The sequence below is a fragment of the Paludisphaera soli genome, assembly GCF_011064595.1.
In the GTDB taxonomy this organism is placed as follows: Bacteria; Planctomycetota; Planctomycetia; order Isosphaerales; family Isosphaeraceae; genus Paludisphaera; species Paludisphaera soli.
In genome coordinates this window covers 505,088-526,988 of record NZ_JAALJI010000002.1, presented here as the reverse complement: position 1 = coordinate 526,988, position 21,901 = coordinate 505,088, and the positions used below count along the sequence as shown (strand labels likewise).

25 protein-coding genes are annotated in these 21,901 nt (G+C 71.1%); 13 read left to right on the top strand and 12 right to left on the bottom strand.

The window, feature by feature from the left end; all coding sequences use genetic code 11:
* The first annotated feature begins 31 nt into the window (after positions 1 to 31).
* Entirely contained in the window at positions 32 to 562 is a 531-nt protein-coding gene (locus tag G6O68_RS05040; protein WP_165245455.1) for a hypothetical protein, read from the top strand.
* 144 nt (positions 563 to 706) lie between these two features.
* Positions 707 to 1,576, top strand: coding sequence for a DUF4190 domain-containing protein (locus G6O68_RS05035; RefSeq protein WP_165245453.1), 870 nt, complete (start codon positions 707 to 709; stop codon positions 1,574 to 1,576).
* A 31-nt stretch (positions 1,577 to 1,607) separates the two neighbouring features.
* On the opposite strand, the gene G6O68_RS05030 is transcribed toward G6O68_RS05035, so the two are convergent.
* Together G6O68_RS05030 and G6O68_RS05025 are read right to left on the bottom strand one after the other, a co-directional pair.
* Positions 1,608 to 2,015, bottom strand: a complete 408-nt coding sequence (locus G6O68_RS05030) for a 6-pyruvoyl trahydropterin synthase family protein (RefSeq protein ID WP_165245451.1) — start codon at positions 2,013 to 2,015, stop codon at positions 1,608 to 1,610.
* Between the two features lie 35 nt (positions 2,016 to 2,050).
* Complete coding sequence (locus G6O68_RS05025; RefSeq protein ID WP_165245449.1) at positions 2,051 to 2,722, bottom strand: 7-cyano-7-deazaguanine synthase; 672 nt, start codon at positions 2,720 to 2,722, stop codon at positions 2,051 to 2,053.
* 241 nt (positions 2,723 to 2,963) lie between these two features.
* On the opposite strand from G6O68_RS05025, the gene G6O68_RS05020 reads away from it, so the two are divergent.
* The 4 genes from G6O68_RS05020 (at position 2,964) to G6O68_RS05005 (ending at position 6,559) form a co-directional block, all read left to right on the top strand.
* A complete protein-coding gene (locus G6O68_RS05020; protein ID WP_165245447.1) occupies positions 2,964 to 3,689 on the top strand; it encodes a methyltransferase domain-containing protein in 726 nt (241 codons plus the stop codon).
* A complete protein-coding gene (locus G6O68_RS05015; protein WP_165245445.1) occupies positions 3,686 to 4,813 on the top strand; it encodes an NAD(P)/FAD-dependent oxidoreductase in 1,128 nt (375 codons plus the stop codon). Before G6O68_RS05020 ends, G6O68_RS05015 begins: the two co-directional genes overlap by 4 nt.
* Before the next feature lie 58 nt (positions 4,814 to 4,871).
* Positions 4,872 to 5,987: a type III polyketide synthase gene (locus tag G6O68_RS05010; RefSeq protein ID WP_165245443.1), complete on the top strand. Its 1,116-nt coding sequence runs from the start codon at positions 4,872 to 4,874 to the stop codon at positions 5,985 to 5,987.
* Positions 5,988 to 6,208: 221 nt separating this feature from the next.
* The gene (locus G6O68_RS05005) at positions 6,209 to 6,559 is read left to right on the top strand and encodes a hypothetical protein (RefSeq protein ID WP_165245441.1); all 351 of its coding nucleotides are present in this window, start codon (positions 6,209 to 6,211) and stop codon (positions 6,557 to 6,559) included.
* 46 nt (positions 6,560 to 6,605) lie between these two features.
* Here G6O68_RS05005 and G6O68_RS33180 read toward each other — a convergent pair whose 3' ends face one another.
* The 5 genes from G6O68_RS33180 to rsmD are packed head-to-tail and all read right to left on the bottom strand — an operon-like array spanning position 6,606 to position 10,358.
* The gene (locus G6O68_RS33180; protein WP_206108018.1) at positions 6,606 to 7,088 is read right to left on the bottom strand and encodes a potassium channel family protein; all 483 of its coding nucleotides are present in this window, start codon (positions 7,086 to 7,088) and stop codon (positions 6,606 to 6,608) included.
* Complete coding sequence (locus G6O68_RS33495; RefSeq protein ID WP_390625354.1) at positions 7,022 to 7,417, bottom strand: NAD-binding protein; 396 nt, start codon at positions 7,415 to 7,417, stop codon at positions 7,022 to 7,024. Before G6O68_RS33495 ends, G6O68_RS33180 begins: the two co-directional genes overlap by 67 nt.
* Before the next feature lie 45 nt (positions 7,418 to 7,462).
* Positions 7,463 to 8,296 (bottom strand): potassium channel family protein, encoded by an 834-nt coding sequence (locus G6O68_RS32295; RefSeq protein ID WP_206108016.1) that lies wholly within the window; start codon positions 8,294 to 8,296, stop codon positions 7,463 to 7,465.
* Positions 8,297 to 8,344: 48 nt separating this feature from the next.
* Positions 8,345 to 9,727, bottom strand: coding sequence for a CCA tRNA nucleotidyltransferase (locus G6O68_RS04995; protein WP_165245439.1), 1,383 nt, complete (start codon positions 9,725 to 9,727; stop codon positions 8,345 to 8,347).
* Complete coding sequence (gene rsmD, locus G6O68_RS04990; protein ID WP_165245437.1) at positions 9,720 to 10,358, bottom strand: 16S rRNA (guanine(966)-N(2))-methyltransferase RsmD; 639 nt, start codon at positions 10,356 to 10,358, stop codon at positions 9,720 to 9,722. The genes G6O68_RS04995 and rsmD overlap by 8 nt, the downstream gene beginning before the upstream one ends.
* Before the next feature lie 474 nt (positions 10,359 to 10,832).
* Here rsmD and G6O68_RS04985 point away from each other — a divergent pair, with 474 nt between their 5' ends.
* The 4 genes from G6O68_RS04985 (at position 10,833) to G6O68_RS04970 (ending at position 14,845) form a co-directional block, all read left to right on the top strand.
* Entirely contained in the window at positions 10,833 to 11,849 is a 1,017-nt protein-coding gene (locus G6O68_RS04985) for a hypothetical protein (RefSeq protein WP_165245435.1), read from the top strand.
* A gap of 1 nt (position 11,850) precedes the next feature.
* Entirely contained in the window at positions 11,851 to 12,141 is a 291-nt protein-coding gene (locus G6O68_RS04980) for a hypothetical protein (RefSeq protein WP_206108015.1), read from the top strand.
* A gap of 131 nt (positions 12,142 to 12,272) precedes the next feature.
* Entirely contained in the window at positions 12,273 to 12,524 is a 252-nt protein-coding gene (locus tag G6O68_RS04975) for a hypothetical protein (protein WP_165245431.1), read from the top strand.
* 437 nt (positions 12,525 to 12,961) lie between these two features.
* Positions 12,962 to 14,845 carry a pyrroloquinoline quinone-dependent dehydrogenase gene (locus G6O68_RS04970; protein ID WP_240911038.1) on the top strand — a complete coding sequence of 628 codons (1,884 nt, stop codon included), beginning with the start codon at positions 12,962 to 12,964 and terminating at the stop codon, positions 14,843 to 14,845.
* A 9-nt stretch (positions 14,846 to 14,854) separates the two neighbouring features.
* Here G6O68_RS04970 and G6O68_RS04965 read toward each other — a convergent pair whose 3' ends face one another.
* From G6O68_RS04965 to G6O68_RS04950, 4 genes are all read right to left on the bottom strand, one after another.
* Positions 14,855 to 15,304, bottom strand: coding sequence for a DUF1801 domain-containing protein (locus G6O68_RS04965; RefSeq protein ID WP_165245429.1), 450 nt, complete (start codon positions 15,302 to 15,304; stop codon positions 14,855 to 14,857).
* A 10-nt stretch (positions 15,305 to 15,314) separates the two neighbouring features.
* Entirely contained in the window at positions 15,315 to 16,229 is a 915-nt protein-coding gene (locus G6O68_RS04960; RefSeq protein ID WP_165245427.1) for a hypothetical protein, read from the bottom strand.
* Positions 16,230 to 16,569: 340 nt separating this feature from the next.
* A complete protein-coding gene (locus G6O68_RS04955) occupies positions 16,570 to 17,157 on the bottom strand; it encodes a YceI family protein (RefSeq protein WP_165245425.1) in 588 nt (195 codons plus the stop codon).
* A gap of 107 nt (positions 17,158 to 17,264) precedes the next feature.
* A complete protein-coding gene (locus G6O68_RS04950) occupies positions 17,265 to 18,083 on the bottom strand; it encodes an HAD-IIA family hydrolase (RefSeq protein WP_165245423.1) in 819 nt (272 codons plus the stop codon).
* 204 nt (positions 18,084 to 18,287) lie between these two features.
* Between G6O68_RS04950 and tal the strand changes: the two genes are divergently transcribed.
* The 3 genes from tal to G6O68_RS04935 all read left to right on the top strand — a co-directional run bounded on the left by tal (position 18,288) and on the right by G6O68_RS04935 (position 20,896).
* On the top strand, positions 18,288 to 19,265 hold the full coding sequence (tal, locus tag G6O68_RS04945; protein ID WP_165245421.1) for a transaldolase: 978 nt from the start codon (positions 18,288 to 18,290) through the stop codon (positions 19,263 to 19,265).
* Between the two features lie 93 nt (positions 19,266 to 19,358).
* Positions 19,359 to 19,628, top strand: coding sequence for a hypothetical protein (locus G6O68_RS04940; RefSeq protein WP_165245419.1), 270 nt, complete (start codon positions 19,359 to 19,361; stop codon positions 19,626 to 19,628).
* A 155-nt stretch (positions 19,629 to 19,783) separates the two neighbouring features.
* Positions 19,784 to 20,896: a serine hydrolase domain-containing protein gene (locus tag G6O68_RS04935; RefSeq protein ID WP_165245416.1), complete on the top strand. Its 1,113-nt coding sequence runs from the start codon at positions 19,784 to 19,786 to the stop codon at positions 20,894 to 20,896.
* Here the strand turns inward: G6O68_RS04935 and G6O68_RS04930 are convergent.
* Positions 20,878 to 21,897 carry a lipase family protein gene (locus G6O68_RS04930; RefSeq protein WP_165245414.1) on the bottom strand — a complete coding sequence of 340 codons (1,020 nt, stop codon included), beginning with the start codon at positions 21,895 to 21,897 and terminating at the stop codon, positions 20,878 to 20,880. The genes G6O68_RS04935 and G6O68_RS04930 overlap by 19 nt on opposite strands.
* Between the last annotated feature and the right edge of the window lie 4 nt (positions 21,898 to 21,901).

Below are 21,901 nucleotides of genomic sequence, written 5' to 3'. Positions count from 1 at the left end.
TCCTCACCCGAGAGCCCGCCGCGACGAACCCATGCCCCCCAAACGATCCAACGGCGCCCCCTCCGCCTCGGGCGCGTCGCCGCACCCCGTCGTCACGACCCTGTTGCTCCTCGGCGCGCTCGGCTGGGCGATCGGCCTGCTCGTCCATAAGGGGATGCTGGCATGGCCCCCGGTCCGGCTGCTCGCGAGCCTGGCGACGATCGCCGGCTGCCTCGCCCTCGTCGGCCCGATCATCCTGGCCCGCTCCGGCAAAGGGGGCGGGAGCCTGGGCGAGCTCGTCTGGATGACGGGGGGCCTGCTGATCTGGATCTTCAACCTGGTCGGCGTGGCCAACGGCGAGCTGAGGTCGATCGACTGGGCCACCCCCCTGGGCCCGCGCGCGATGGGCCTGATCATCCTGGCGGTGCTCCTGGCCGGGCTCCGCTCGGGGCTGGCCGGCCGCGACTGGTCCTGGACGAACGTCACGGGCTGGGCGCTGGGGCTGTTCTGGGTCGGCCTGGCCCTCGCCACCTGGATCTTCGCCCCCGGCCCGGGGCTGGGCTCGGGGCTGGCCCTGCGCTGATCCTTGACGCTCGCCGCGCGAGCGATTAGCCTCAGAGGCACGACGCGCGCCCGAGCCCCGGCTCATCGCCCCCCCCGTAGACCTGACTTGACTCGTCGCATCGGCTCATCCCCGTCCGGGTCGGGCGCCTTGAGGAGTTCCTTCGTGGCCATCGATCAAGAGTCCTCCCCCGGCGAGGCCGACCTGAAGCTGCTCCGCAGGTCCGCCATCGAGAACGAGATCCCGACGTATCGGGCGGTCAGCACCCCCGCCGTGTTCGCCGTGCTCTGCGGCCTGATGGCCGCGCTCAGCTTCGCCCACCCGGCCTTCTACCTGTTCGCCCTGGCGGCGGTGGTCCTGGGCTTCTGGGCCGATAGGTCGATCCAGCGCTATCCGGACGTCCTCACCGGCCAGGGGCTGGCCCGGGCGGGGGTCGCCATGGGCCTGGTCTTCGGCCTCTCGATCTTCACGATCACGAGCGTCCAGGCGTTCCTCGCCCGCCGCGAGGCCGGAGCGTTCGCCACCGAGTACGCCAAGATGGTGAAGACCGGCACGCTCGCCGACCTCTACTGGATCAACCTCGCGCCCCCCTCCCGAGCCAGCATCACGCCCGAGGAGAACCTCAAGCAGATGCAGGCCCAGACGAACGAGGCGCCGATGACCGAGATGAAGTTCGGCGGCCTCCGCAACCTCGTCCAGGCCGTGCAGGGCGGGGGCGGCGGCTCCATCACGTTCAGCGGCATCGAGGACGTCGGCCACGAGGACCTCGTCCTCGTCGCCCTCGCCCTCTACGACGTCAAGTCCGCCCCCGCCCCCCACGAGCACAAGGAGGGCGAGGAGCACGACCACGCCGAGGAGCCCCAGGGGCCCCAGGATTCGCACGCCATGGCCGTCATCAAGGGCATGGTCCCCGAGGGCAAGAGCGCCTACGAATGGTGGGTCGACGACGTCACCTACCCGTACGTCCCCAAGACCGCCGCCCTGCCCGAGGCCCCCAAGAAGGGGACCGACGACGGCCACGGCCACGCCCACTGAGCCCCTTCGCCGACGACCCGGCGGGCCGCCCTCAGAGCCCGCCGGTGTAGGTCGCGAAGCAGTTCGGCGTCTCCCACAGGACGACCTCGACGATCGGCAGGCCGGCCGACTTCCCCTGTTCGAAGATGAGCCGGGCGATGTTCTCGGCGGTGGGGTTCGTCTCCGTGACGAAGACGCGCTCGCCGCGTTCCTGGAGGATCGGCAGCAGCGGGTCGTCGCGATGCAGGATCATGTTGTGGTCCAGCTCGTCGTCGATCCATCGCTGGAGCGTCTTCTTGATCTCGCCGAAGTCCACGAGCATGCCGCGGTCGTCCAGCTCCGGCCCCTCCAGCGTGACCACGGCCAGGCCGTTGTGGCCGTGCAGGTGGCGGCACTTGCCGGCGTAGTTCAAGAGCCGGTGGCCGTAGCAGAACTCGATCTGGCGCGTGACTCGGAACATGGCGTCGGGCTCCCGGGGAGAGGGGGCGTGTTCGTTCATTCGGGCTCGGCGTAGCGGGTCCGGTCGAGGGCGTGCGCGTCCCGGAACCCCTTGCGGCGTTCCGCGCACTTGTTGCAGCGGCCGCAGTGCATCCCGGCGACCGGCCGGATGCACGAGAACGTCAGGTGCAGGGGCAGCCCCTCGCCGCGACGGATCACGTCGGCCTTGTGCAGCCGGGCGAACGGCCGGACGAGCCGAGGCCCCCTCGAGAGCGCCCGGCCGACGACCGATTCCAGGTCCCGGAAGAAGTCGTCGGTGCTGTCCGGGAAGGGGTTCGACCCCAGGGAGCCCAGGGCCAGGGTCGGCACCTCGCGGAGCCGGCACCAGACGGCGGACTTGACCGTCAGGAGCAAGTTCCGGCCCGGCAGGTAGACCGCCTCGTCGGGCGTCTCGGCACCGGGGACCTCCGGGCCGTCGGTGCTCCAGTGCGCCCCATAGACCTCGCGGATCGGCTCGTCGAGGACCACCAGCGGGGCCAGGCCGTCCGCCGCGATCGCCGCGAGGAACGACCGGACCGAGGCCAGCTCGACCTCCTCCCAGCGCAGGCCGCAGCGGATGTAGATCGGCTGCACCCGCCGGTGCTCGGCGAGCATCGTCGCGCAGAGGACGGCGCTCTCGATCCCGCCGCTCATCAGCACGGCGGCCGTCCGCGTTTCGTCCTCTCGCATGCCGCGCCTGATGGTCCGAGGGAGGGGTTGCTGCGCCCGCACGACCATCTTAGGGACCTGCGCCCTGCAAGGCCAGGATCGCGCCGCGCGACGGCCGGCCTGGGGCGGGAATCGGCCGGCGGCCGGGCCCCGATTCGCCCTTTCGCGGGGGCTCTCGTGTAGAATGGGCCGAGTGGGCGGCCGGGTCGCGGTCGCGGCTTCGGCGACCTTCGGGCCGCGCCTCGGGATCGCAAACGCCCTCATGAGACTATTGCCCGACCTGCGGGAGCGACGCCGTCGCCCCGAGCTGATGGACCAACCGGGGCTCGACCCGGCCGAGCACCGCCGCGCGCTCGACGCCCTGCGCCGCGTCAACCTGTTCAGCGTCGGTGCGCGGGCCGTCTGGCCCCGCATCCGTGCGTTCCACCAGGGCCGGCTCCGCGAGGATCCGTCGCGGCCGACGCGGCTCCTAGACGTCGCCAGCGGCGGCGGCGACTTTCCCGTCCGGCTCGCCCGCCTGGCCCGCCGCGAGGGGCTCGACCTGGAGATCGCCGGCTGCGACGTGAGCGAGTTCGCCGTGGGGCACGCGTCGGAGCACGCCCGGCGCTCGGGGGTCGACGTGCGGTTCTTCCGGGCCGACGTGCTCGCGGATCCGTTCCCCGAGGGCTACGACGTCGTGACCTGCTCGCTGTTCCTCCACCACCTCGACGAGCCCGAGGCCGTCGCCCTGCTCGCCGCGATGCGCGACGCGGCCCGCCTCGTCCTGATCGACGACCTGGAGCGCGGGCGGCTCGGTTACGCGCTCGCCTATGCAGGCATCCGGATCCTCTCGCGGTCGTCGGTGGCGCACGTCGACGGCCCGCTCTCCGTCGAGGGCGCCTTCACCCGCGACGAGGCGCGCGAGCTGGCCCGGAAGGCCGGCTGGCCCCGCCCCGAGGTCGTCCCGCGCTTCCCCTGCCGCTTCCTGCTGTCGGGAGGAGGGGCATGACCGAGGGCGAGGCGGGGTCGTACGACGTGCTCGTCGTCGGCGCGGGGCCGGCCGGTTCGATGTCCGCCCGCGAGCTGGCGCGGCGGGGGGCCCGCGTGCTGCTCGTCGACCGGGCCGAGTTCCCGCGCCCCAAGGTCTGCGGCTGCTGCCTCAACCCTCGCGCCCTGGCGACCCTGGATCGGGCCGGCCTGGGACGCCTGGCGACTCGCCTGGGCGCGGTGGAGCTGACCGCGATGGAGCTGGCGACGGAAGGCCGACGGGCCTCGATCGCCCGGCCCCTGGGAGTGGCGCTGTCGCGCGACGCCCTCGACTCCGCCCTGATCGACGCCGCGCGGGAGGCGGGGGCCGAGTTCCTGCCGGGGACGACGGCCGCGCTCCGCGAAGGCCCCCCCGACCGGCCCGGCCTGCGGCTCCAGCGCGGGGATCGCGCGTGGGACGTGAGCGGCCGCTTCGTCGTCTCGGCGACGGGCCTGAGCGACGGCCTCTTCCCGGTCGCGGACCGGGCGACGCCCGCCCCGGGGGCGAAGCTGGGTGCCGGTGCGATCGCGGCCTTCGCCCCGGCGGGCTACGAGCCGGGGCGGATCTTCATGGCGTGCGGCGAGGGGGGCTACGTCGGCCTGGTCGTGCTGGAGGACGGCCGGCTCGACCTGGCGGCGGCCCTCGATCCCGAGGCCGTGCGCCAGGCCGGCGGGATCGGCCGGCTCGCCCGGTCCATCCTCGAAGCCTCGGCCCTGCCCGCCGTGCACGGCGTGGAGGCGCTGCCCTGGAAGGGGACCCCGCTGCTGACGCGGAGGCCGGCGCGGCTCGACGGCCGCGGGGCGTTTCGGGTGGGGGACTCGGCCGGCTACGTCGAGCCGTTCACGGGCGAGGGGATGGCCTGGGCGCTCGCCGGCGGCGAGGCCCTGGGCGCGATCCTGGCGGACGCGCTGGCGGGCGCCGAGCCGAGGCCTGAGCGCCGCTGGGCCCTCGCGTACCGCAGCCGGATCGCGCGTCGGCAGCTCACCTGCCGGGCCGTCGCGAAGGTCCTGCGGACCCCCTGGATGACCCGTTCCCTGGTCCGCGTCCTGGAGGTCCGCCCTTCGCTGGCACGGCCTTTCCTTGCGATCATGCACAAGGCCACCTGAACCTGCTCCCTGGTCCAACCATCCCGCGTCGGACGATCGACGAGACCGAGGCCGCCCCATGCAAGTCGAACTGCTCGGAATCGGAACGGCGGCGCCCCCGCTCAGCATCACCCGGGATCAGTCCATCGACGCCGCCAGGGCCCTCTGCGCCGAGGAGGACGACGACCACGCCGACCTGCTGGCGACGCTCTATCGCCAGTCGGGGATCGAGGCTCGGGGGATCCTCTTCGGCGAGCCGGAGTTCCGCCGCATCGTCTACGCCGAGGGGGCGATGGAGACGCCGTTCGCCCCCCGGACCGTCGGCGACCGGGGCCCGTCGACGGCCGTCCGGATGGAGCGGTTTGAGGCCGAGGCCCTGCCGATGGCCGTCGAGTCGAGCGGGGACGCGCTGGCGAAGTCGGGGGTCGACCCGGCGACGATCACCCACCTGGTGACGGTCTCGTGCACCGGCCTGGCCGCGCCGGGGTTCGACCTGGGGCTGATCAAGCGGCTGGGGCTCTCGCCGGACGTGGAGCGGACGCACGTCGGCTTCATGGGCTGCCACGGCTCGCTCAACGGCCTGCGGGTGGCCCGCGGGCTGATCGCCGCCGAGCCCGCCTCGCGCGTCCTGCTCTGCTCGGTCGAGCTGTGCAGCCTGCACCTCTGGTACGGCTGGAACCCCAAGAAGATGGTGGGGAACGCCCTCTTCGCCGACGGCTCCGCGGCCGCCGTGCTGGGGGCGGCGCCTTATGATGAGCCGCGTGATCGCAGTCGCTGGCGGCTGGCGGCCAACGGGGCGCGGCTGTTCCCGAACTCCGAGCAGGCGATGTCCTGGCACGTCCGCGACCACGGCTTCGAGATGGTCCTCTCCACCAAGGTGCCGGGCCTGATCCAGCAGAACATCGGCCCCTGGCTGGAGAGCTGGCTGGCGACGAAGGGGCTCGCGCCTTCGGACGTCGCGTCGTGGGCCGTGCACCCCGGCGGGCCTCGCGTCCTCTCCAGCGTCCAGGAGGCGCTCGGCCTGGCGCCCGAAGCGGTGGAGGTCTCGCGGACGATCCTCGCCAGCCGCGGCAACATGTCGTCGGCGACGATCCTGTTCATCCTCGACGAGCTGATGCGCCGCGACGCCCCCCGGCCCTGCGTCGCCCTGGGCTTCGGCCCCGGCCTGGCGGCGGAGGGGGCGCTGTTCCTCTGACCTTACCTCATCTTCCGCTTCGGGTTTGATCGACGCATGAGGTAGGCTGTCGCGATCCTTGCCTTGACGAGCCGTTGTTTGGCTTGGGGATGGTTCGACCGTCGGAATGGCCTGCGGGAGCAGGGCTGGACCCGCGGGACGCTGGGTCACTTGACGTGAAGGTCGACGACGTTCTCCGGTCGCCGCCAGGCGACTTTCGGGGAATCTTGCGGGGGCGAACCATGCGACTGGCCCATACAAGGCTGAGCGTTCGTCGTGTGGTGTTCGTGATCGCGATCGTGTCGCTATCCATCTGGATCGTCGACGCGGTGAAGCTCAGCAATAAGGCCGCGAGATATCGCCGCAAGGCGGAATGGGCCGAGAGGATGGAACGACGAAGTCGGGAGATCGACGCCATGGACCCGGCGACCAGGGCCAAGGAGTCAGAGGCGGAGATGGACAACCCCTTCCTCATCGAGCCGGAGTGGAACCGGAGGATGATCCCGTATCTCGAGGGATTGAAGAGGAAGTATCGGTACGCCGCCGAGAATCCTCGGGAACCGGTCGCTCCCGATCCGCCTCCTGTCCCTTGATGCGACTACCCCGAGCCTCCTCAATCGATCACGGCCTACCCGCCCGTCAGCTCGGCGGGAAGCGGTCGAGGAAGCGCGCCTCGGACTCGGCGTCGCCGACGACGTAGATCTCGCCGGCGGGCGGCAGGGGGCGGGAGGCGTCGGGGTTGACCTCCAGCTCGCCGTCTCGCGACACGGCGATGACGTTGCAGCCGGTCGCCTGGCGGATCGCCAGGTTCAGGAGCGAGCGGCCGGCCATCGCGGGGGGCATGGGGAGGCGGAAGACGTTTAGGCCCTCGGCCAGCAGCAGGGTGTCGATCCGCTTGAGCAGGTTGAACACCACGTTGGCGCCCGTCGAGGCGTAAGAGAGGACGAAGTCGGCCCCCGCGCGGTGGAGGGTCGAGATGTTCCGCTCCTGGGTGGACCGGGCGAGGATCTGGACGTCGGGCCGGAGCTTGCGGCAGTAGATGGTGAGATACACGTTCATGTCGTCGTCGCTGGTGGTGACGACGACGGAGGACGCCTCCTCGATGCCCGCCCCCTCCAGCACGGCGTATTCGGCCGCATCCCCCCCACGACGTACGTCGCCGACTCCCGGACCTCGTTCGAGTTCCGCTCGACGATCCGGGAGTCCATGCCCTGTTCCTTCAAGGCCCGGGCGACGGACCGGCCGACCCGGCCGCCGCCGATGATCACCACCGGCTTGTCGCTGCTCCGATGGATGCAGAACAGGGCGTCGTAGTCGTCGAGCTGGGCGCGCGAGCCGGCCAGGAGCAGTATCGTGGCGGCCTGGATCTTCGTCTCCGGCCCGGCGCTTTCGAACCGGCCGCGGTTCCAGACGCCGATGACGCTGGCGTTGGCGTGCTCGCGGAGGCGGATCTCGCGCAGGGTGCGACCGACCAGCGGTGTGCCGGCGGCGACGGCCTAAGCGATCAACAGGTCGCCGAACTCGCCGACGACGTGGCTCTTGGCGTCGCGCCCCAGGACCCGGCGGGCCAGCAGCTCACCGAGCATCTGCGCCAACTGGATCACGCGGTTGCAGCCGGCCAGCTCGAGGATGTCGACCGAGGCCGACCGCGAGGCTGTGGCGACGATCGGCACGGTCTCGGAGATCTCGCGCACGGTGAACGCGACGTTCGTGTTCGTGGTGTCGGCGAGCGTCGTCGCCACCAGCGCGGCCTGGTCGGCGCGGGCCTGGCGGTAGGTCTCTGGATCGTCGAGTTGGCCGAGCATCACCTGATAGCCCTGATCGTGGAGCTGCAGGGCGTCGGGCAGCTCGGGGACGACCAGGACGTACGGCACCTGCGACTGCTTCAGCTTGCGGATCAAGGACGTCTCGATCGGCCCCAGGCCCGTGAGCACGACGTGGCCCTTGGTCGTCGGCGGGAGCGACCGGGGCGCCCGCGCGGCCGCCTGGGCCTCCATCCAGGGGAGGAAGAAGAACTGGATAAACGTGAACGGCAGCAGGATCAGCATGAAGATCGTGCCCGAGAGGAGCACCACGAACGAGAAGAACCGCCCCAGGTCGCCGAAGAAGGTGATGTCGCCGAAGCCCAGCGTGGACATCACCACCATCGTCCAGTACAGGCCGGTGACCCAGCTGTAGTGCCGCCCCTCCAGGGCCATGATGTAGTGGAAGAGGATGGTGAAGACCAGGGTCAGCAGCACGAAGGCCCCGGTCAGGCGGAAGAGGACCAGGATGTTCCGCCGCCCCTTGCGGGTCGCGAGCTGGCTCACCACCGTCGTCATCGATTTCATCAAGGCGGCACCCGGCGTTGGCGGGGGGAGGAGGGCGGGTCCGCGGGGTCACTCGGCGGCCGACGGGCTCGCCTCGGCGGGCCTCGCCTCGCCGCCCGCCAACTCGCGGTCGACGAGTTCGAGGGCCTCGCGCTTGTTCTGGATCCGTCGTTCGAGCTGGGCCTCGCGGACCTGCTCCAGGATCGCGGCGAAGCTCGCGCCCGGCTTCAGGCCGTGGCGGACGAGGTCGTGGCCGGTCAGGAGCGGCGGCGGGTCGATCGGGCCGGTCGGCTGGTGTTCGAGGTAGTACTCGCAATAGTCGACGTGCTCGGCGTTCCCGGTCGTCGCCAGGGCGTCGGCCCGGTGGAGGGCCAGCAGCTCGTCGATGCCCGGCCGGGCGAGCATCCGCTTGAGCTTGGCCTCGCGCAGCTTCTTGGCCTCGCCCAGATACTGGTGGTTGGCCACCAGCCAGACCACCCGCTCGCGCTCCGTGTTCGAGAGCTTCAGCCGGCGGCACAGGTCGTCGGCGATCCGCGCGCCGACGACCTCGTGGTTGTGATAGCTCGCCCGGCCGAGGCCGCCGTGGGCCTGGCGCGTGGCGGGCTTGCCCGCGTCGTGCAGCAGGGCGGCGAACGCCAGCGGGAAGCTCGCCGAGGCCGGCAGGAGCTGCAAGGTCAGCAGCAGGTGCCCCCAGAGGTCCCCCTCGGGCTGCACCGGCTTGCCCTGGAACAGCCCCACGGTCTCGACCAGCGGGGGGAGCACCGCCGCGATCAAGCCGCAGGCCATCAGCGCGTCCATCGCTCTGGCCCGCGACCCGTGGGCGAGCATCCGCCGCATCTCCTGGGCGATCCGCTCGGGGGAGACCACCGTGACCTCGGCCGCCATCGCCTTGACCGCCGCCAGCGTCCGGGGCTCGACTTTCAGGTCGAACCGGCAGGCGAACCGCAGGGCGCGGAGGAGCCGCAGCTTGTCCTCCTCGAACCGCGCGGCGGGGTCGCCGATGGCGCGCAGGACGCGCGCGTCGAGGTCGGCCCGGCCGCCGACGAAGTCGACGATCTCGCCGTTCAGGGGGTCCATGAACATGCCGTTGATCGTGAAATCCCGGCGCTCGGCGTCCTCGCGGGGCGTGCTGTAGACGACGCCCGTGGGCCGGCGGCCGTCGACGTACGCCAGGTCGCTGCGGAACGTGGCGATCTCGACCTCGTTCCCCTTCTGCCGGGGGTGACGCACCCGGACCACGCCGAACGACGCCCCCATCGTCAGCGAGCGGTAGGGCAGGGTGAGCATCACCTGGTCGGGCGTCGCGTCGGTCGCCACGTCGTAGTCGGCCGGGCTCAGGCCCAGGAGGATGTCGCGCACGCAGCCGCCGGCCCAGTAGGCCTGGAACCCGGCCTGGCGCAGCCGGACGACGACCTCCTCGGCGAAGGCCCGACGGGCCCGGGCCTCAGGCATCGCCGTGCTCCTCGCCCGGCTCCGCCTCGATCTCGGCCTGCTCGGTCACCGTCTCCGTTTCCGCCTCCGGCTCGTCGCGCAGCCAGAAGGCGACCTGGGTGTCGCCGTAGCGGCGGACGTCCCAGGCGTCGAAGAGTGGGAGGATCTGGTCGTCGAGGACTCGGCCGGCTTCGAGCACGATCAGCGACCCGGCGGGCAGGCCCTCGACGAGCAGGTCGAGTGTCGCGCGGATGCGCTTGACGCCGGTCTCGTACTCGCGATAGGGGGGGTCGAGGAAGACGGCCGTCGGCCCTTCCAGCTCGGCGGCGTGCGACCGGACCCAGCGGTAGGCGTCGGCCAGGCGGATCTGCGCGCGGTCCTGATAGCGGAGCTTGGCGACGTTTCCGTGGATCAGGGCGACGGCCTCGCGGTCCTTCTCGACGAAGACGGCCGACTCGGCCCCCCGGCTGAGCGCCTCCAGGCCGATCGCGCCCGTGCCCGCGAACAGGTCCACCACCGCCTTGCCCGGCATCAGCGGGCCGACGATGTTGAACAGCGACTCGCGCACCAGGTCGCTCGTCGGCCGCGTGGCCGCCGTCGCGCGGGGGCCCTCAATCTTGTGCCCACGCTTCTGCCCCGCGATGATCCGCATCTCGACTCCCCCTGCACGACCGCCCGGACGCCCGTCGGGGCCAGGGCCGAACCCACATCATAGGGTCCGCTCGAGGTTCCGGGCAATCCGGGCCGCGCGAAGTTCGCTCGGGCCATGCTGTTAACTTCAGAGCTGGCCGGCACATTCTCTTCAGAGCTAATCGGCACCCTAGGGTTCGGCCGAGGGTTGGCCCTTTCCCACCCACTTCCTGTCTGCCGAACCACGACCCGCCCTCGCCAGGCGCGGCGGAGGATGAAGGGGGGTTAGCGTGCACAGAACCGCGGAGAGGTGTCTTCGGTGGGGCCGACTCGAGTTCGATGCCAAAATCTGGCGAGCCTCGTCAACACCGAAAGTAATATCACCTTTGGATCCCTCCGTGGCGTGCTGGTGAAGCCGACGATATAGTCAAGTCGTCCCCACCGAAGACGCTCAGGCCACCATCATCGACCTTCGCAGTTTCGAGCAGACCGACCGATGAAATCCATTGCGGAATGCGTCCGGCGGATCGCGCAGCACCCCGGGGAACTGTCTCTCAGGCTCGACCTGGCCGACCTCCTCCAGCAGCATCGGAAGCCCCAGCTCGCTCGATGGATGCGCGAGGGCTTGGCGGTCCATAGCGCGATCAACCCCATCGGCTCCACGTTTCCCACCGGCTCAGTGTGGGGCAGCGTGCGGTACTCGTCGTACGCCTGCCCTTGCGAGCCCACTCTCCTGCAACGGCTCGAGCAGTTTGCACGCGTCTGTCCAGGTTACTGGAAGACCCCGGAACACTGCTGCTTCCACGACTATTACGGTCGAATCGCCGTCTCCTGCTGGGCCGTGAATTCGCCGAGCAATCGGGAGCAGGTCGACGAACTCGCAACGATGACCTGGCTCGAAGACTTGCGGGACGACGGACTTCTCGAGGTCATCGAGTTCAACCTGGGGAGGCCGGAGACGGCGGAGTGGGCGCTCGAGCTGCCCGAGGCGATCCGCAAGCTCCCGTTCTTGCTCAACGCGGCACGCGCGGGCGGAGGCGGATTCACGCGGGAGCTGTCGAGACGACTCTTCTCGTGGCCTTCCCTCATCGGACTCTACCTGACCCTGGGGTCGTTCCCGCCGGCCGTGGCCGCCGAGTTGCCCGAACTGGCTCCCGAGCTCCAGTTCCTGAGCCTGGAGTTCGAGCGCCGAACCAGGATGGTCGACGATGTCATCCAGGGCCTTCCCCGCTTCCCGGCCCTCCGGTTCCTCGCCCTCCTCGGTCCCCTGAGACCGACCAACAGGGACCTGGCCGCGATCGTGGCAGGCCCGCGTCTCGCGACGCTCGGTCTGCATTCGCGGCATCTGACTCGGACCGATCTGTTCGCACTCGGGCTCAGCAAGGCCCTGAGATGGCTAGGCCTCGATTCGGAAACCTTGACGCGTTCCGATCTCGCCGAATTTCGCGCGGTCTTTCCGAGGGTTCAACTGATTCTTTCGCGGGACATGCAAACCCGCCTCGGCCCGGCGTAGGATGGTGGGCTTCCTGGCCATCGAACCGCTGCGAAGAGCCCGCCTCCTCGCCTTCCGGACGATCGCTCGAGCGTCGGGGGGCGGCTTCATAGCCCTGCACGCCGACTCGGACGAGGTCGATGACCTGTTCTGGAGCGGGCGGCCTCCCTGGGAGTGCGTCGAACGGATGGAGGAACTCTGGAGACCGCCGGACGGCAGCGTCGAGGGGCTCGAGACGAGGATTATCGCAGCAGCGGAGATCGACCTGCCCAGCTCGGTGTGGTTCTTCGAGGACGTCAAGGGCGAGGCGTGACTTGCTGCTGGTGCCATCCTCGCCCAGGCTGCTTTCGGCGACCGCGTTCACTTTCCCTTATGCAGGGAGCGATCTAGAATCCTGGGAGGGCGGCCGGGATCGCTCGACGAGGCCGAGAAAGGAGCCGAGGCGTGAAGCCCGAGGACCTGTACGACGCGATCCATGCGACGCCGTTCCGGCCGTTCCGCGTGATCCTGCCGAGCGGCGAGCGGATGCACCTGCACCACCCGGAGTTCGCCGCGCTGCCGCCCGGCAAGCGTTCCGTGACGCTCTACCCGCGCGGCGACGGCGGGGTCAGGGTGTTCGACGTGGCGCTGCTGGCCGGCATCGAGTCCGACAACGAGGCCACAGCCGGACAGGCCCGCGAAGAGGGCGACGGCTGATCGGCCGGAGGTACTCCATCGGCCCGCCTGGGCTCATCGCGTCGCCTCCGGGTCGGGGGGGGCGACGACCTCGACGATCACCCAACGGAGGATGGCAAGCTCGATCGGCGACGGCCAGATCAGCCTCTGGAGGCGTTCCCGCGCCGCGCCGGATGGGAAGCTTCTCGCCTTGGCCCCGGCGTCCGAGGACCGCCGATGGCGCCCGGGGCGCGGGGGGAGGGTCCCTCGGGGACGCGGCAAAGTCCACCCTCCTTTCGGGCATCGATTCGTCTCCCGTGTGATTGGATGCCCTCCCGCCGATTTGGTTCCGCGTCGGATCTCTCTCGGGGATCCCCGCTCGGCCCACAGGGGCGTCGACTTGGCCCCCGCGCCTGCCTATCATCGGCCGTGCGAGGGCGTCCGGTGCGCCCGCCGAAATCGCGTGGGAGGGCCCCCGGATGCGTCGCTGCTTCATCGGCCTTGCTTGTTCGCTCGTCCTCGTCGGTCCCTTGAAGGCCCAGCCCGCACCGGCCGACGACTGGCCGGGAGTGGGGAACGATCCCGGCTGCATGCGGTATTCGACGCTCGACCAGATCGATCGGGCGAACGTCGCGCGGCTCAAGCCGGCGTGGACGTATCACACCGGCGAGCTGGACGAAGAAGGGGGCGGCAAGACGATCGAGTGCACGCCGATCGTGATCGACGGCGTGATGTACGTCACGACGGCCCTGCTGAAGGTCGTGGCGCTGGACGCGGCGACGGGCGCGGAGATCTGGAAGTTCGACCCGCTCAAGGACCACCCGCCCGCGCACTCGCTCGCGTCGGGCGGCGTCAATCGCGGCTGCGCGTACTGGTCCGACGGCCAGCCCGGCGGGGCGCGGCGGATCCTGCACGGCGCGTCGGACGGTCGGCTCTTCTCGCTCGACGCGGCGACGGGGAAGCTCGACCCGAGCTTCGGCGAGGGGGGGATCCGCGACCTCCGCAAGGAGCTGGCCCCGAAAGTGGCGAGCCTCGCCTACGGGCCGACCTCCGCGCCGGTGGTCTGGAAGGATACGGTCGTCCTGGGCTTCTCGTGCGGCGAAGGGCCGGGGATCGCCGCGCCGGGCGACGTGAGGGCGTTCGACGTCCGCACCGGGGCTCAGCTCTGGAGCTTCCGCACCGTGCCGGTCCCGGGCGAGTTCGGTAACGACACATGGGAAGGCGAGTCGTGGAAGGGCCGAGGCGCCGCCAACGCCTGGGGGGGCCTGAGCGTCGACGCGAGGCGCGGGCTCATCTTCGCCGGTACGGGCTCGGCCGCGTTCGACTTCTACGGCGGCGACCGCCCCGGCGACAACCTGTTCGCCAACTGCACGCTCGCCCTCGACGCCGCCACCGGCCGTCGCGCCTGGCACTTCCAGACGCTCCGCCACGACCTCTGGGACCACGACCTGCCGACGTATCCCAACCTCATCACGGTCGAGCACGACGGCAAGAAGCTCGACGCCGTCGCCCAGGTGACCAAGACCGGCTACGTCTTCCTGTTCGACCGCGAGACGGGCAAGCCCCTGTTCGAGGTGCGTGACCAGCCCGCGCCCGCATCGGAGATTCACGGCGAGCGGGCCGCCGCGACGCAGCCGGTGCCCGTCAAGCCGCCGCCGTTCGCCGTCCAGGCGCTCGACGAGTCGAATGCGACCGACATTGGCGAGGCCAACCGGGCGTTCGTGCTGGAGAAGCTGGCGACGCTCAAGACCGGCGCGCCGTTCCTGCCGCCGAGCCCGCAGGGGACGGTCGTCATGCCCGGCTACCACGGCGGGGCGAACTGGTCGGGGGCGTCGTTCGACCCGACGACCGGCCGGCTCTACGTGAACTCGAACAACGTGCCGAACATCCTGACGATGACCGAATCCAAGGCCGAGGACGTGCTCAAGAACGGCCCTTACGGCTTCACGGGCTACCACCAGTTCCTCGACCACGAGGGCTATCCGGCCGTCAAGCCGCCGTGGGGCGTGCTCAACGCCATCGACCTGAACCGAGGCGATATCGCCTGGCAAGTCCCGCTGGGCGAGCACCCGGAGCTGACCGCCCGGGGCGTCCCGAGGACCGGCACCGAGACCTTCGGCGGCTCGATCGTCACCGCCGGCGGGCTCGTCTTCATCGCCGGCACCAAGGACGAGCGGATGCACGCCTTCGACAAGGACGACGGCCGGCTGCTCTGGGAGCACCCGCTCCCCGCCGGCGGCTACGCCACGCCCTCCACCTATCGCGCGAAGGGCCGCCAGTTCGTCGTCATCGCCGCCGGAGGCGCCGGCAAGCTGAGGACCAGGGCCGGCGACGCCTTCGTCGCGTTCAGCCTGCCGGAGTGAGGGGGGCCGTCAGCGGCCCCGGCGCGACGCCTCGTAGCGGGCGATGAAGGTCTCGACCGGGGTCCCGGCGATCACCCGAGCGATCGCGTCGAGCGCGAGGTCGTCGACGCCCTGGAATCGCACGCACGACTTGCCCATGTCGAGCTTCTTCCCGGCCTCCGCGAACGCGGCTCGCAGGGACGCCTCCGATTCGCCCCCGACGTCGATCGCGTTCAGATAAATCGCATAGTGCGACTTCTGCGCGGCGAGGGCGGCGAAGCTCAGGGGCTGCTTGTTGTAGGTGTCCGGATAGCGCTCCAGGGGGACCTCGTAGGAGATCATCCCCCAGTTCATCGCCTCGCGATAACCGTCCGGCAGATTCTCGAGGATCAGGTCGCGGATCGCCGCGACGACCGCCCTTCGCGACTCGGGCAGCTCGGCGAGATAGGCTTCCACGGTGGCGGCGCGGCTCCGGGCCATGGCGCGACTCCTAGGGGAATTGCTGGTAATCGTCGGCCGAGATCCCGCCCGCCTCGCGCCCCGTCCCGGCCGCGACGGCCTGGAACCGGACGGCCGTCAGGCCGACGGCCAGGCCCGTCGCCGCGGCGACGAGGGCTAGGGCGAGCGCGGTCCGGGCCCACGGCCGGAATCGGGACAGGGGGCCGATCTCCGGGACGGCCGCCAGCAGGGGCGTCAGGAACAGCGCCGCGGCGACGTCCGGCTTCAACTCCCCGAAGGCGTAGCCCGCCAGCAGCAGGCCGAACAGGAGAACCGCCCCCGCCCCGGGGAGGGCGTGGCGGGCGACCGCGGCTCCCGCGATCGCCCCGGCGAGCGGCAGCCCGTTCATCCCGCCGGAGGCGTATCCCGACAGCATCACGCACAGGCCCGCCCCGGCGACCGCCCCCGCCGTCGCGAGCGGGACCCGGACCGCCGAGCCCGACCGCCGCGTCGTCCACTCCAGCGCCGCCCAGACGCCGAACAGCGCCAACCCCAGCCCGACGAGGATCGGGTATCGCACGGCCGGCGGCCAGAGGGCCGAGCCGGGGCCGGCCAGGTCCGCCAGGTAGCTCGACCCGTACAGGAGCGTCGGCGCGACCGCCATCGACCCGGCGAACCGCAGCCCGACGCCCGCCCATCGCGGGACCTTCGCGACCGGGCCGATCGCCTCGACAAGCAGGACCCCCGGCAGGACCAGGCCCAGGAAGCGGTCCTGATCCTCGCTCAGGGGCCATCGCGGGCGCACCCCCAGCACCGCCAGGCCCAGGTACGCTCCGATCGCGAACGCGAGCGTCCCCACCAAGCCCGACGCCCTCCCCCTCGCAACCCATCGCCCGAGCGCCGCCGCCAGGGCCGCCGCGATCAGGGCCGCCGCCGTCGCTCCCAGCATCAGGATCGGGTCGGGCATGGGTAGGCTCACGAGCAATTGTGAACATGCCTTCCCCCCTGGTGGGGGAAGGTGGCCCGAAGGGCCGGATGAGGGGGACCATCAAGGCGGACGGCGCGAGGAAGCGAGGGCGATTCCAGGTCTTCCCCCCTGGCGGGGGAAGACAGATCGCGGAGCGGTCAGATGAGGGGGGGACGCTCGCGAGGGCTTCGGATTTCGAAGCCACGCCCGCGCGGCCGACGGCCTCGGCGAGCCCTGCTGGAACTCCGTCGGCCCTCTCGCTCGTCCCCCCCTCATCCGGCCCTGACGGGCCACCTTCCCCCGCCAGGGGGGGAAGGGAGTTAGCGCTCCGCCCCTCGCCTCAGGACTTGGTGCCCTCGAAGCTGATCATGAGGTCCACCTCGTCGCCGGCGGCGGGGATCATCTTGTCCATGCCGAACTCGGAGCGCTTGATGGACAGCTCGGTGGAGTAGCCGGTGCGGGCGACGCCCTTGGGGAATTCGCCGGTCTTGCCCCCCTTGAGGACGAACGTGACGGGCTTCGTGACGCCGTGGAGGGTCAGGTCGGCGGTGACCTTCAGGCCGTCGGCCTCCTTGGAGACGGACGTGCTCTTGAGGGTGATGGCGGGGAACTGCTTCACGTTGAAGAAGTCCGGGCTCTTGAGGTGCCCCTCGCGCTGGGCGTTGCCGGTGTCCAGGCTGTCGGCCTTGACGGTGAACGCGAACCGGGAGGTCTCCGGGTGGTTCGCGTCGACGGTGAACGAGCCGGAGACGTCGTTGAACCGTCCGTAGGTCCAGCTGAACCCGCCGTGCTCGATCCGGAAGACGACCGCGGTGTGCACGGGGTCCACGGCGTAGGTGTCGGCCGCCCGGGCGGAGAGGGCGGCCCCGGCGAGGGTCAGGGCGAGGGCGGGGGCCAGCAGGTTCGCGTTCGTGGCGAAGGCGCGCATGGATCGACTCCGGTGGCGATGGGGGGTCGGCGGGCGTCGACGCGACGCCGCCTGCTCGCGACGATTCTACCGGGCGCCGGAAGCCCCCCGCGAGTCCCGGGGGCCGATCAGGCCGAGAGGCCCGCGGATCCGGCCCGGCCGTTGGCGTCGCGCCAGAGGTCGTGAAGCTCGGGGAGGCCGGCGACGGCCAGGTCGGGCTCGACGACGGCCGGGACGTCGGCGTGGGGGGCGACCCAGATGGTGAACATGCCCGCGGCCTTGCCCCCCACGATGTCGGACGCCTGGCTGTCGCCGATCATCGCCGCCTGGGCCGGGGGGCATCCCAGCCGCGAGACGGCCGTTTCGAACAGCCGGGGGTGGGGCTTGCCGACGACGATCGGCCGGGTCCGCGAGGCCGTCGCCACCGCCTCGGCCAGCGCGCCGCAGCCGGGGTCGAAGCCGTCGGCCACCGGGTAGCGGGCGTCCAGGTTCACCGCGAAGAACGCGGCCCCGGCGGCCACGGCTCGCGACGCGGCGCGGAGCCGGTCGAAGTCGAACATCGGGTCGTTGCCGACGACGACCGCGCGGGCCTCGCCCCAGCGGTCGAGCGGCAGGGGCTCGTGCCCGACGAAGGCCAGCGAGCCGGCCAGCTCGTCGGTGCCGATCGCCAGCAGCGGCACCGGGCCGACCCGCTCCAGCACCTCGGCCGCCGTCAGGTCGAACGCGGCCACCACCTCGCGGGGCCCGGCGGCGATGCCCAGCCGGGTCAGCTCGCGGGCGAGCCGCTCGGAGCCGTGCCGCGAGGAGTTCGACGCGAAGACGACCGCGAGCCCCGCGCGGCGGAGGTCCTCGACCAGCTCCGCCGCCCCGGGGAGCAGGTGCGGCCCGGCCCATATCGTGCCGTCGAGGTCGAACGCGTATCCCCGGATCGTGCGCAGGCTCGTCAAGGCTCGGCCCCTCCGTGATTTCGGTCGGATCCCGACTTTCCCCGAGTCGGCCAGTCTACCACGACCGGGCCGCCGCCCCCAACCGCCCGACGCCTCGGATGTTCCACCGGCAGGGCGGCCGCTATAATGGAGGCATACGGGAGCCGCACACGAGACGAATCCCCAAATGAAGAAACCCGGAAGCCAGCGAGCGAGGACCGCGGAATGAACCTGCTTGACCAGTTGCGCGCGATGACGGTGGTGGTCGCCGACACGGGAGACATCGAGTCCATCGCCCGGTACAAGCCGCGGGACACGACCACGAACCCCTCGCTGCTGTACAAGGCGGCCCAGATGCCGCAGTACAAGCGGATCGTCGAATCCGCCGTGGAGTTCGCCCGCTCGGTGGACGGCGACCGCAAGGCCAAGCTCGAAGCCTGCATGGACAAGCTGGCCGTCGGCTTCGGCAAGGAGATCCTCCAGATCGTCCCCGGCCGCGTCTCCACCGAGGTCGACGCCCGCCTCTCGTTCGACGAGGAGGCCACCGTCGCCAAGGCCCGCGGCCTGATCGCCCTGTACGCCGAGGAAGGCATCGGCCCCGACCGGATCCTCATCAAGATCGCCTCCACCTGGGAAGGCATCCGCGCCGCCGAGCGGCTGGAGAAGGAGGGGATCCACTGCAACCTGACCCTCCTGTTCAGCTACCCCCAGGCCGTCGCCTGCGCCGAGGCCGGCGTCACGTTGATCTCGCCGTTCGTCGGCCGGATCCTGGACTGGCACCTGAAGGATCGCGGCGTGAAGTCGATCCCCGCCGCCGAGGACCCGGGCGTGGAGTCGGTCCAGCGGATCTACCGCTACTTCAAGGCCCACGGCTACAAGACCGAGGTCATGGGCGCCAGCTTCCGCAACATCGGCGAGATCGTCGAACTCGCCGGCTGCGACCTGCTCACCATCTCGCCCGACCTCCTCAAGGCGCTCCAGGAGGCCGACGGCCCGCTCGTCCGCAAGCTCTCGCCCGACGCCGTCGCCGACGCCGACCCCAAGCCCGACGCGCCCCTCGACGAGAAGTCCTTCCGCTGGATGCTCAACGAGGACCCGATGGCCACCGAGAAGCTCTCCGGCGGCATCCGCAACTTCGCCGCCGACATCGTCAGCCTGGAGAAACTCGTCTCCGAGCTGCTCGAACAGGTCGCCGTCGCCTGAGCGGAGACGAGATAGCGAACCGCCGCTTCCCCCTTCTCGAACCGCCGAGGAAGGGGGGGCGTCGGGTCCGAATGCGGCCCCGAGGCCGGTCGCATGGGTATCGACGAAGAACCTCGGGCGATCCGCTGGCCGAGCGAGTTCATCATCGAATATCACGATGGCTCGCGCGAGCGTCTCCTGCCCGGCGACGGGGTCGGCGTCGGGATCGATTCGCCGGCGGATGATCCGGCAGGGGCCAGCTACTTCGTGGCCGACTTGCCGAAGAAGCACCCGCGCAACAGGCAGTTCGGCCGGGGCGTCCGCCTTGAAGAGTTGCGGGCCTTCTACACGCTCGACGGAGAGCTGCTTTGGAGGAAAGGCTGAGGTTCGCCCTTCCCCCCATGCTCCTACCTCGCCGGGCATGCAGACGGCCGCCGACTTGCCGGCGGCCGCCACCCCGCTAAAGATTCGCGACGACCGGGCGAACTTGACTCCAGAGAGTCCCGTTCCAGCCGTCCGGATCTTCTCGCGGAGTCGCCATGCGCCGTTCCTTCGCCCTGCTGTTCCTGCTCGTCCCCGCAGTCGCGTCCGCCCAGGCCGCAATCGACGCCCGGCTCGCGAAAGTCGATTCCGTCGCGACGGCGGAGATCGCGAAGCAGCGGCTCGTCGGCGCGGCGGTCGTGGCGATCGACGGGGGGCAGGTCGCGTGGTCGAAGGGCTACGGCTTCGCCGACCGCGAGGCGGGCGTGGCCGTCGACCCGGCCGTCACCCAGTTCCGCTGGGCGTCCATCTCCAAGCCGGTCACGGCCGTGGCCGCCTTCCAGCTCGTCGAGAAGGGGCTGCTCGACCTGGACGCCGAAGTCCGCAGCTACGTCCCCGAGTTCCCCGACAAGGGGGTCGTCATCACCCCTCGCCAACTGCTGCGGCACCAGGGGGGGATCGTCCACTACGCGAACGGCCCCGTCGTGAAGACCGAGCGGTCCTATGCCGACCCCCACCCGTTCGCCGACGTGATCGTCGCTCTCGACCACTTCAAGGACTCGCCCCTCGTCAACCGGCCGGGGGAGAGGTACGCGTACTCGACCCACGGGTTCGTCCTGCTGAGCGCCGTGGTCGAGCGGGCGGGGAAGCAGCGGTACGCGGATCAGGTCCGCGAGCGGATCGCCGAACCGCTCGGCATGGCGAGCTTCCGCCCCGACTATCAGTGGGAGGAGATCCCGAACCGCGCGGCCGGCTACATGGGGAAGGCCGACGCCCACGAGCGGAGGCCAGACGACCAGGTCCAGGACGTGAGCTGGAAGCTCGGCGGCGGCGGGTTCACGTCGACGGCCGTCGACCTCGCGCGGTTCGGCGTCGGCCTGATCGATCGCAAGCTGGTCTCCGAGGCGAGCGAGCGGGCGATGTGGACCGTCGTGAAGCCCGCCGACCCGGCCGGCGCGAAGCCCTACGCCTCCGGTTTCTTCGTGATCGATCGGCCGGACGGGACGAAGTGGGTCGGCCACGACGGCAGCCAGCAGAAGGCCCGCACCGCCCTCATCCTCGACCCCGCCGGCCGCCGCGGGATCGCCGTGATGAGCAACTCCGAATGGGCCGACGTGATGACCCTCGCCATGAGGCTGCTGGGCGAGCTGGATCAACCCCCGGCGGCGTGATCCGACGACTCCGCGCGCCCCGCCGCCACGGCGTTCCAGAGCAGGGTGGCGTAGTGGATCGGGGCGTGGTCGGCGAGGCCCCGGACGAGCAGGGGGGCCTCGCCGACGGCCGGTCGGCCCTGCTGGATGGAGAGACGGACCGCGGCGGCGAGAGCCTGGAAGCTCTCGCTCCACTCCCGCCGGAGCCGGCGAGGGGACGCGCCGGGGACGGGGATGCGCTCGCCGGCGTCGCGATACCCCAGCGGCCAGGCGGGGGGGATGGCGGGGATCAGGTCGTCGCGGTGGACGAATCGCCGGTGGATGCAGGTCGGCACCGTGGCGACGAACTCGGCGTCGCCGACGCGGGGCGCGCCGTAGGTGTAGATCCCCTCGACGGCCCGCTCGCGCAAGTGCGAGGCCGCCAGCACGGCGAGCGCCCCGCCCAGGCTGTGGCCGGCCAGCCAGAGCCTCTGGTCCGGACGCCTCGCCGCGACGAACTCGTCGAGACGGTCGCTGATCGCTTCGAAGGCGCCCAGGAACCCGGCGTGGACCCGGCCCCCGGCGTCGCGAGCGGCGGGCAGGAAGCGGCCGTCGATCTTGAGGTCCTCGTTCCCCAGGATCCAGTCGACGAGGCCGAGCGGCTCCTTCGGGTCCAGGTCCGGCACGGGCACGCGCGTCCCCCGGAAGACCACCACGAGCGCCTCGGGGCCGTCGAGGACCAGGGCCCGGGAGTCCGCGTCGTCGTCCTCGCGGGGGGCGAGGACCGTCCAGCCCAGGCCGGGCAGGGGGGATTCGGCGAACCGCTCGGCGATACACCCAGCGTCGCCGTAGGCGAGCATCGCTGCGTCGGCGAGCCACCAGGCGTTGGCGTCGACGAACCCGCCGGAGTCCGAGCGGACGGAGGCCCGCGCGTGGGGCTCGAAGCGGACTCGGTCGGCGAAGGCGAAATAGGGGAAGTCGGCGGCCGGCGGGGTGAGCCCTTCGAGGGTCTCGCGCGGGGGCGGGCGGTCCGGGAGTGCCAAGGCG

Excerpts from the sequence above, each read along its gene's own strand:
- G6O68_RS04995 (WP_165245439.1), bottom strand. The coding sequence starts at position 9,727 with ATGCCTGAGGCCCGGGCCCGTCGGGCCTTCGCCGAGGAGGTCGTCGTC.
- G6O68_RS04955 (WP_165245425.1), bottom strand. The coding sequence starts at position 17,157 with ATGCGCGCCTTCGCCACGAACGCGAACCTGCTGGCCCCCGCCCTCGCC.
- rsmD (WP_165245437.1), bottom strand. The coding sequence starts at position 10,358 with ATGCGGATCATCGCGGGGCAGAAGCGTGGGCACAAGATTGAGGGCCCC.
- G6O68_RS05020 (WP_165245447.1), top strand. The coding sequence starts at position 2,964 with ATGAGACTATTGCCCGACCTGCGGGAGCGACGCCGTCGCCCCGAGCTG.
- G6O68_RS05005 (WP_165245441.1), top strand. The coding sequence starts at position 6,209 with ATGCGACTGGCCCATACAAGGCTGAGCGTTCGTCGTGTGGTGTTCGTG.
- G6O68_RS04940 (WP_165245419.1), top strand. The coding sequence starts at position 19,359 with ATGGGTATCGACGAAGAACCTCGGGCGATCCGCTGGCCGAGCGAGTTC.
- G6O68_RS05030 (WP_165245451.1), bottom strand. The coding sequence starts at position 2,015 with ATGTTCCGAGTCACGCGCCAGATCGAGTTCTGCTACGGCCACCGGCTC.
- G6O68_RS04960 (WP_165245427.1), bottom strand. The coding sequence starts at position 16,229 with ATGCCCGACCCGATCCTGATGCTGGGAGCGACGGCGGCGGCCCTGATC.
- G6O68_RS04970 (WP_240911038.1), top strand. The coding sequence starts at position 12,962 with ATGCGTCGCTGCTTCATCGGCCTTGCTTGTTCGCTCGTCCTCGTCGGT.
- G6O68_RS04965 (WP_165245429.1), bottom strand. The coding sequence starts at position 15,304 with ATGGCCCGGAGCCGCGCCGCCACCGTGGAAGCCTATCTCGCCGAGCTG.
- G6O68_RS05015 (WP_165245445.1), top strand. The coding sequence starts at position 3,686 with ATGACCGAGGGCGAGGCGGGGTCGTACGACGTGCTCGTCGTCGGCGCG.
- G6O68_RS05010 (WP_165245443.1), top strand. The coding sequence starts at position 4,872 with ATGCAAGTCGAACTGCTCGGAATCGGAACGGCGGCGCCCCCGCTCAGC.
- tal (WP_165245421.1), top strand. The coding sequence starts at position 18,288 with ATGAACCTGCTTGACCAGTTGCGCGCGATGACGGTGGTGGTCGCCGAC.
- G6O68_RS04980 (WP_206108015.1), top strand. The coding sequence starts at position 11,851 with ATGGTGGGCTTCCTGGCCATCGAACCGCTGCGAAGAGCCCGCCTCCTC.
- G6O68_RS04985 (WP_165245435.1), top strand. The coding sequence starts at position 10,833 with ATGAAATCCATTGCGGAATGCGTCCGGCGGATCGCGCAGCACCCCGGG.
- G6O68_RS05040 (WP_165245455.1), top strand. The coding sequence starts at position 32 with ATGCCCCCCAAACGATCCAACGGCGCCCCCTCCGCCTCGGGCGCGTCG.
- G6O68_RS04935 (WP_165245416.1), top strand. The coding sequence starts at position 19,784 with ATGCGCCGTTCCTTCGCCCTGCTGTTCCTGCTCGTCCCCGCAGTCGCG.
- G6O68_RS05025 (WP_165245449.1), bottom strand. The coding sequence starts at position 2,722 with ATGCGAGAGGACGAAACGCGGACGGCCGCCGTGCTGATGAGCGGCGGG.
- G6O68_RS32295 (WP_206108016.1), bottom strand. The coding sequence starts at position 8,296 with ATGAAATCGATGACGACGGTGGTGAGCCAGCTCGCGACCCGCAAGGGG.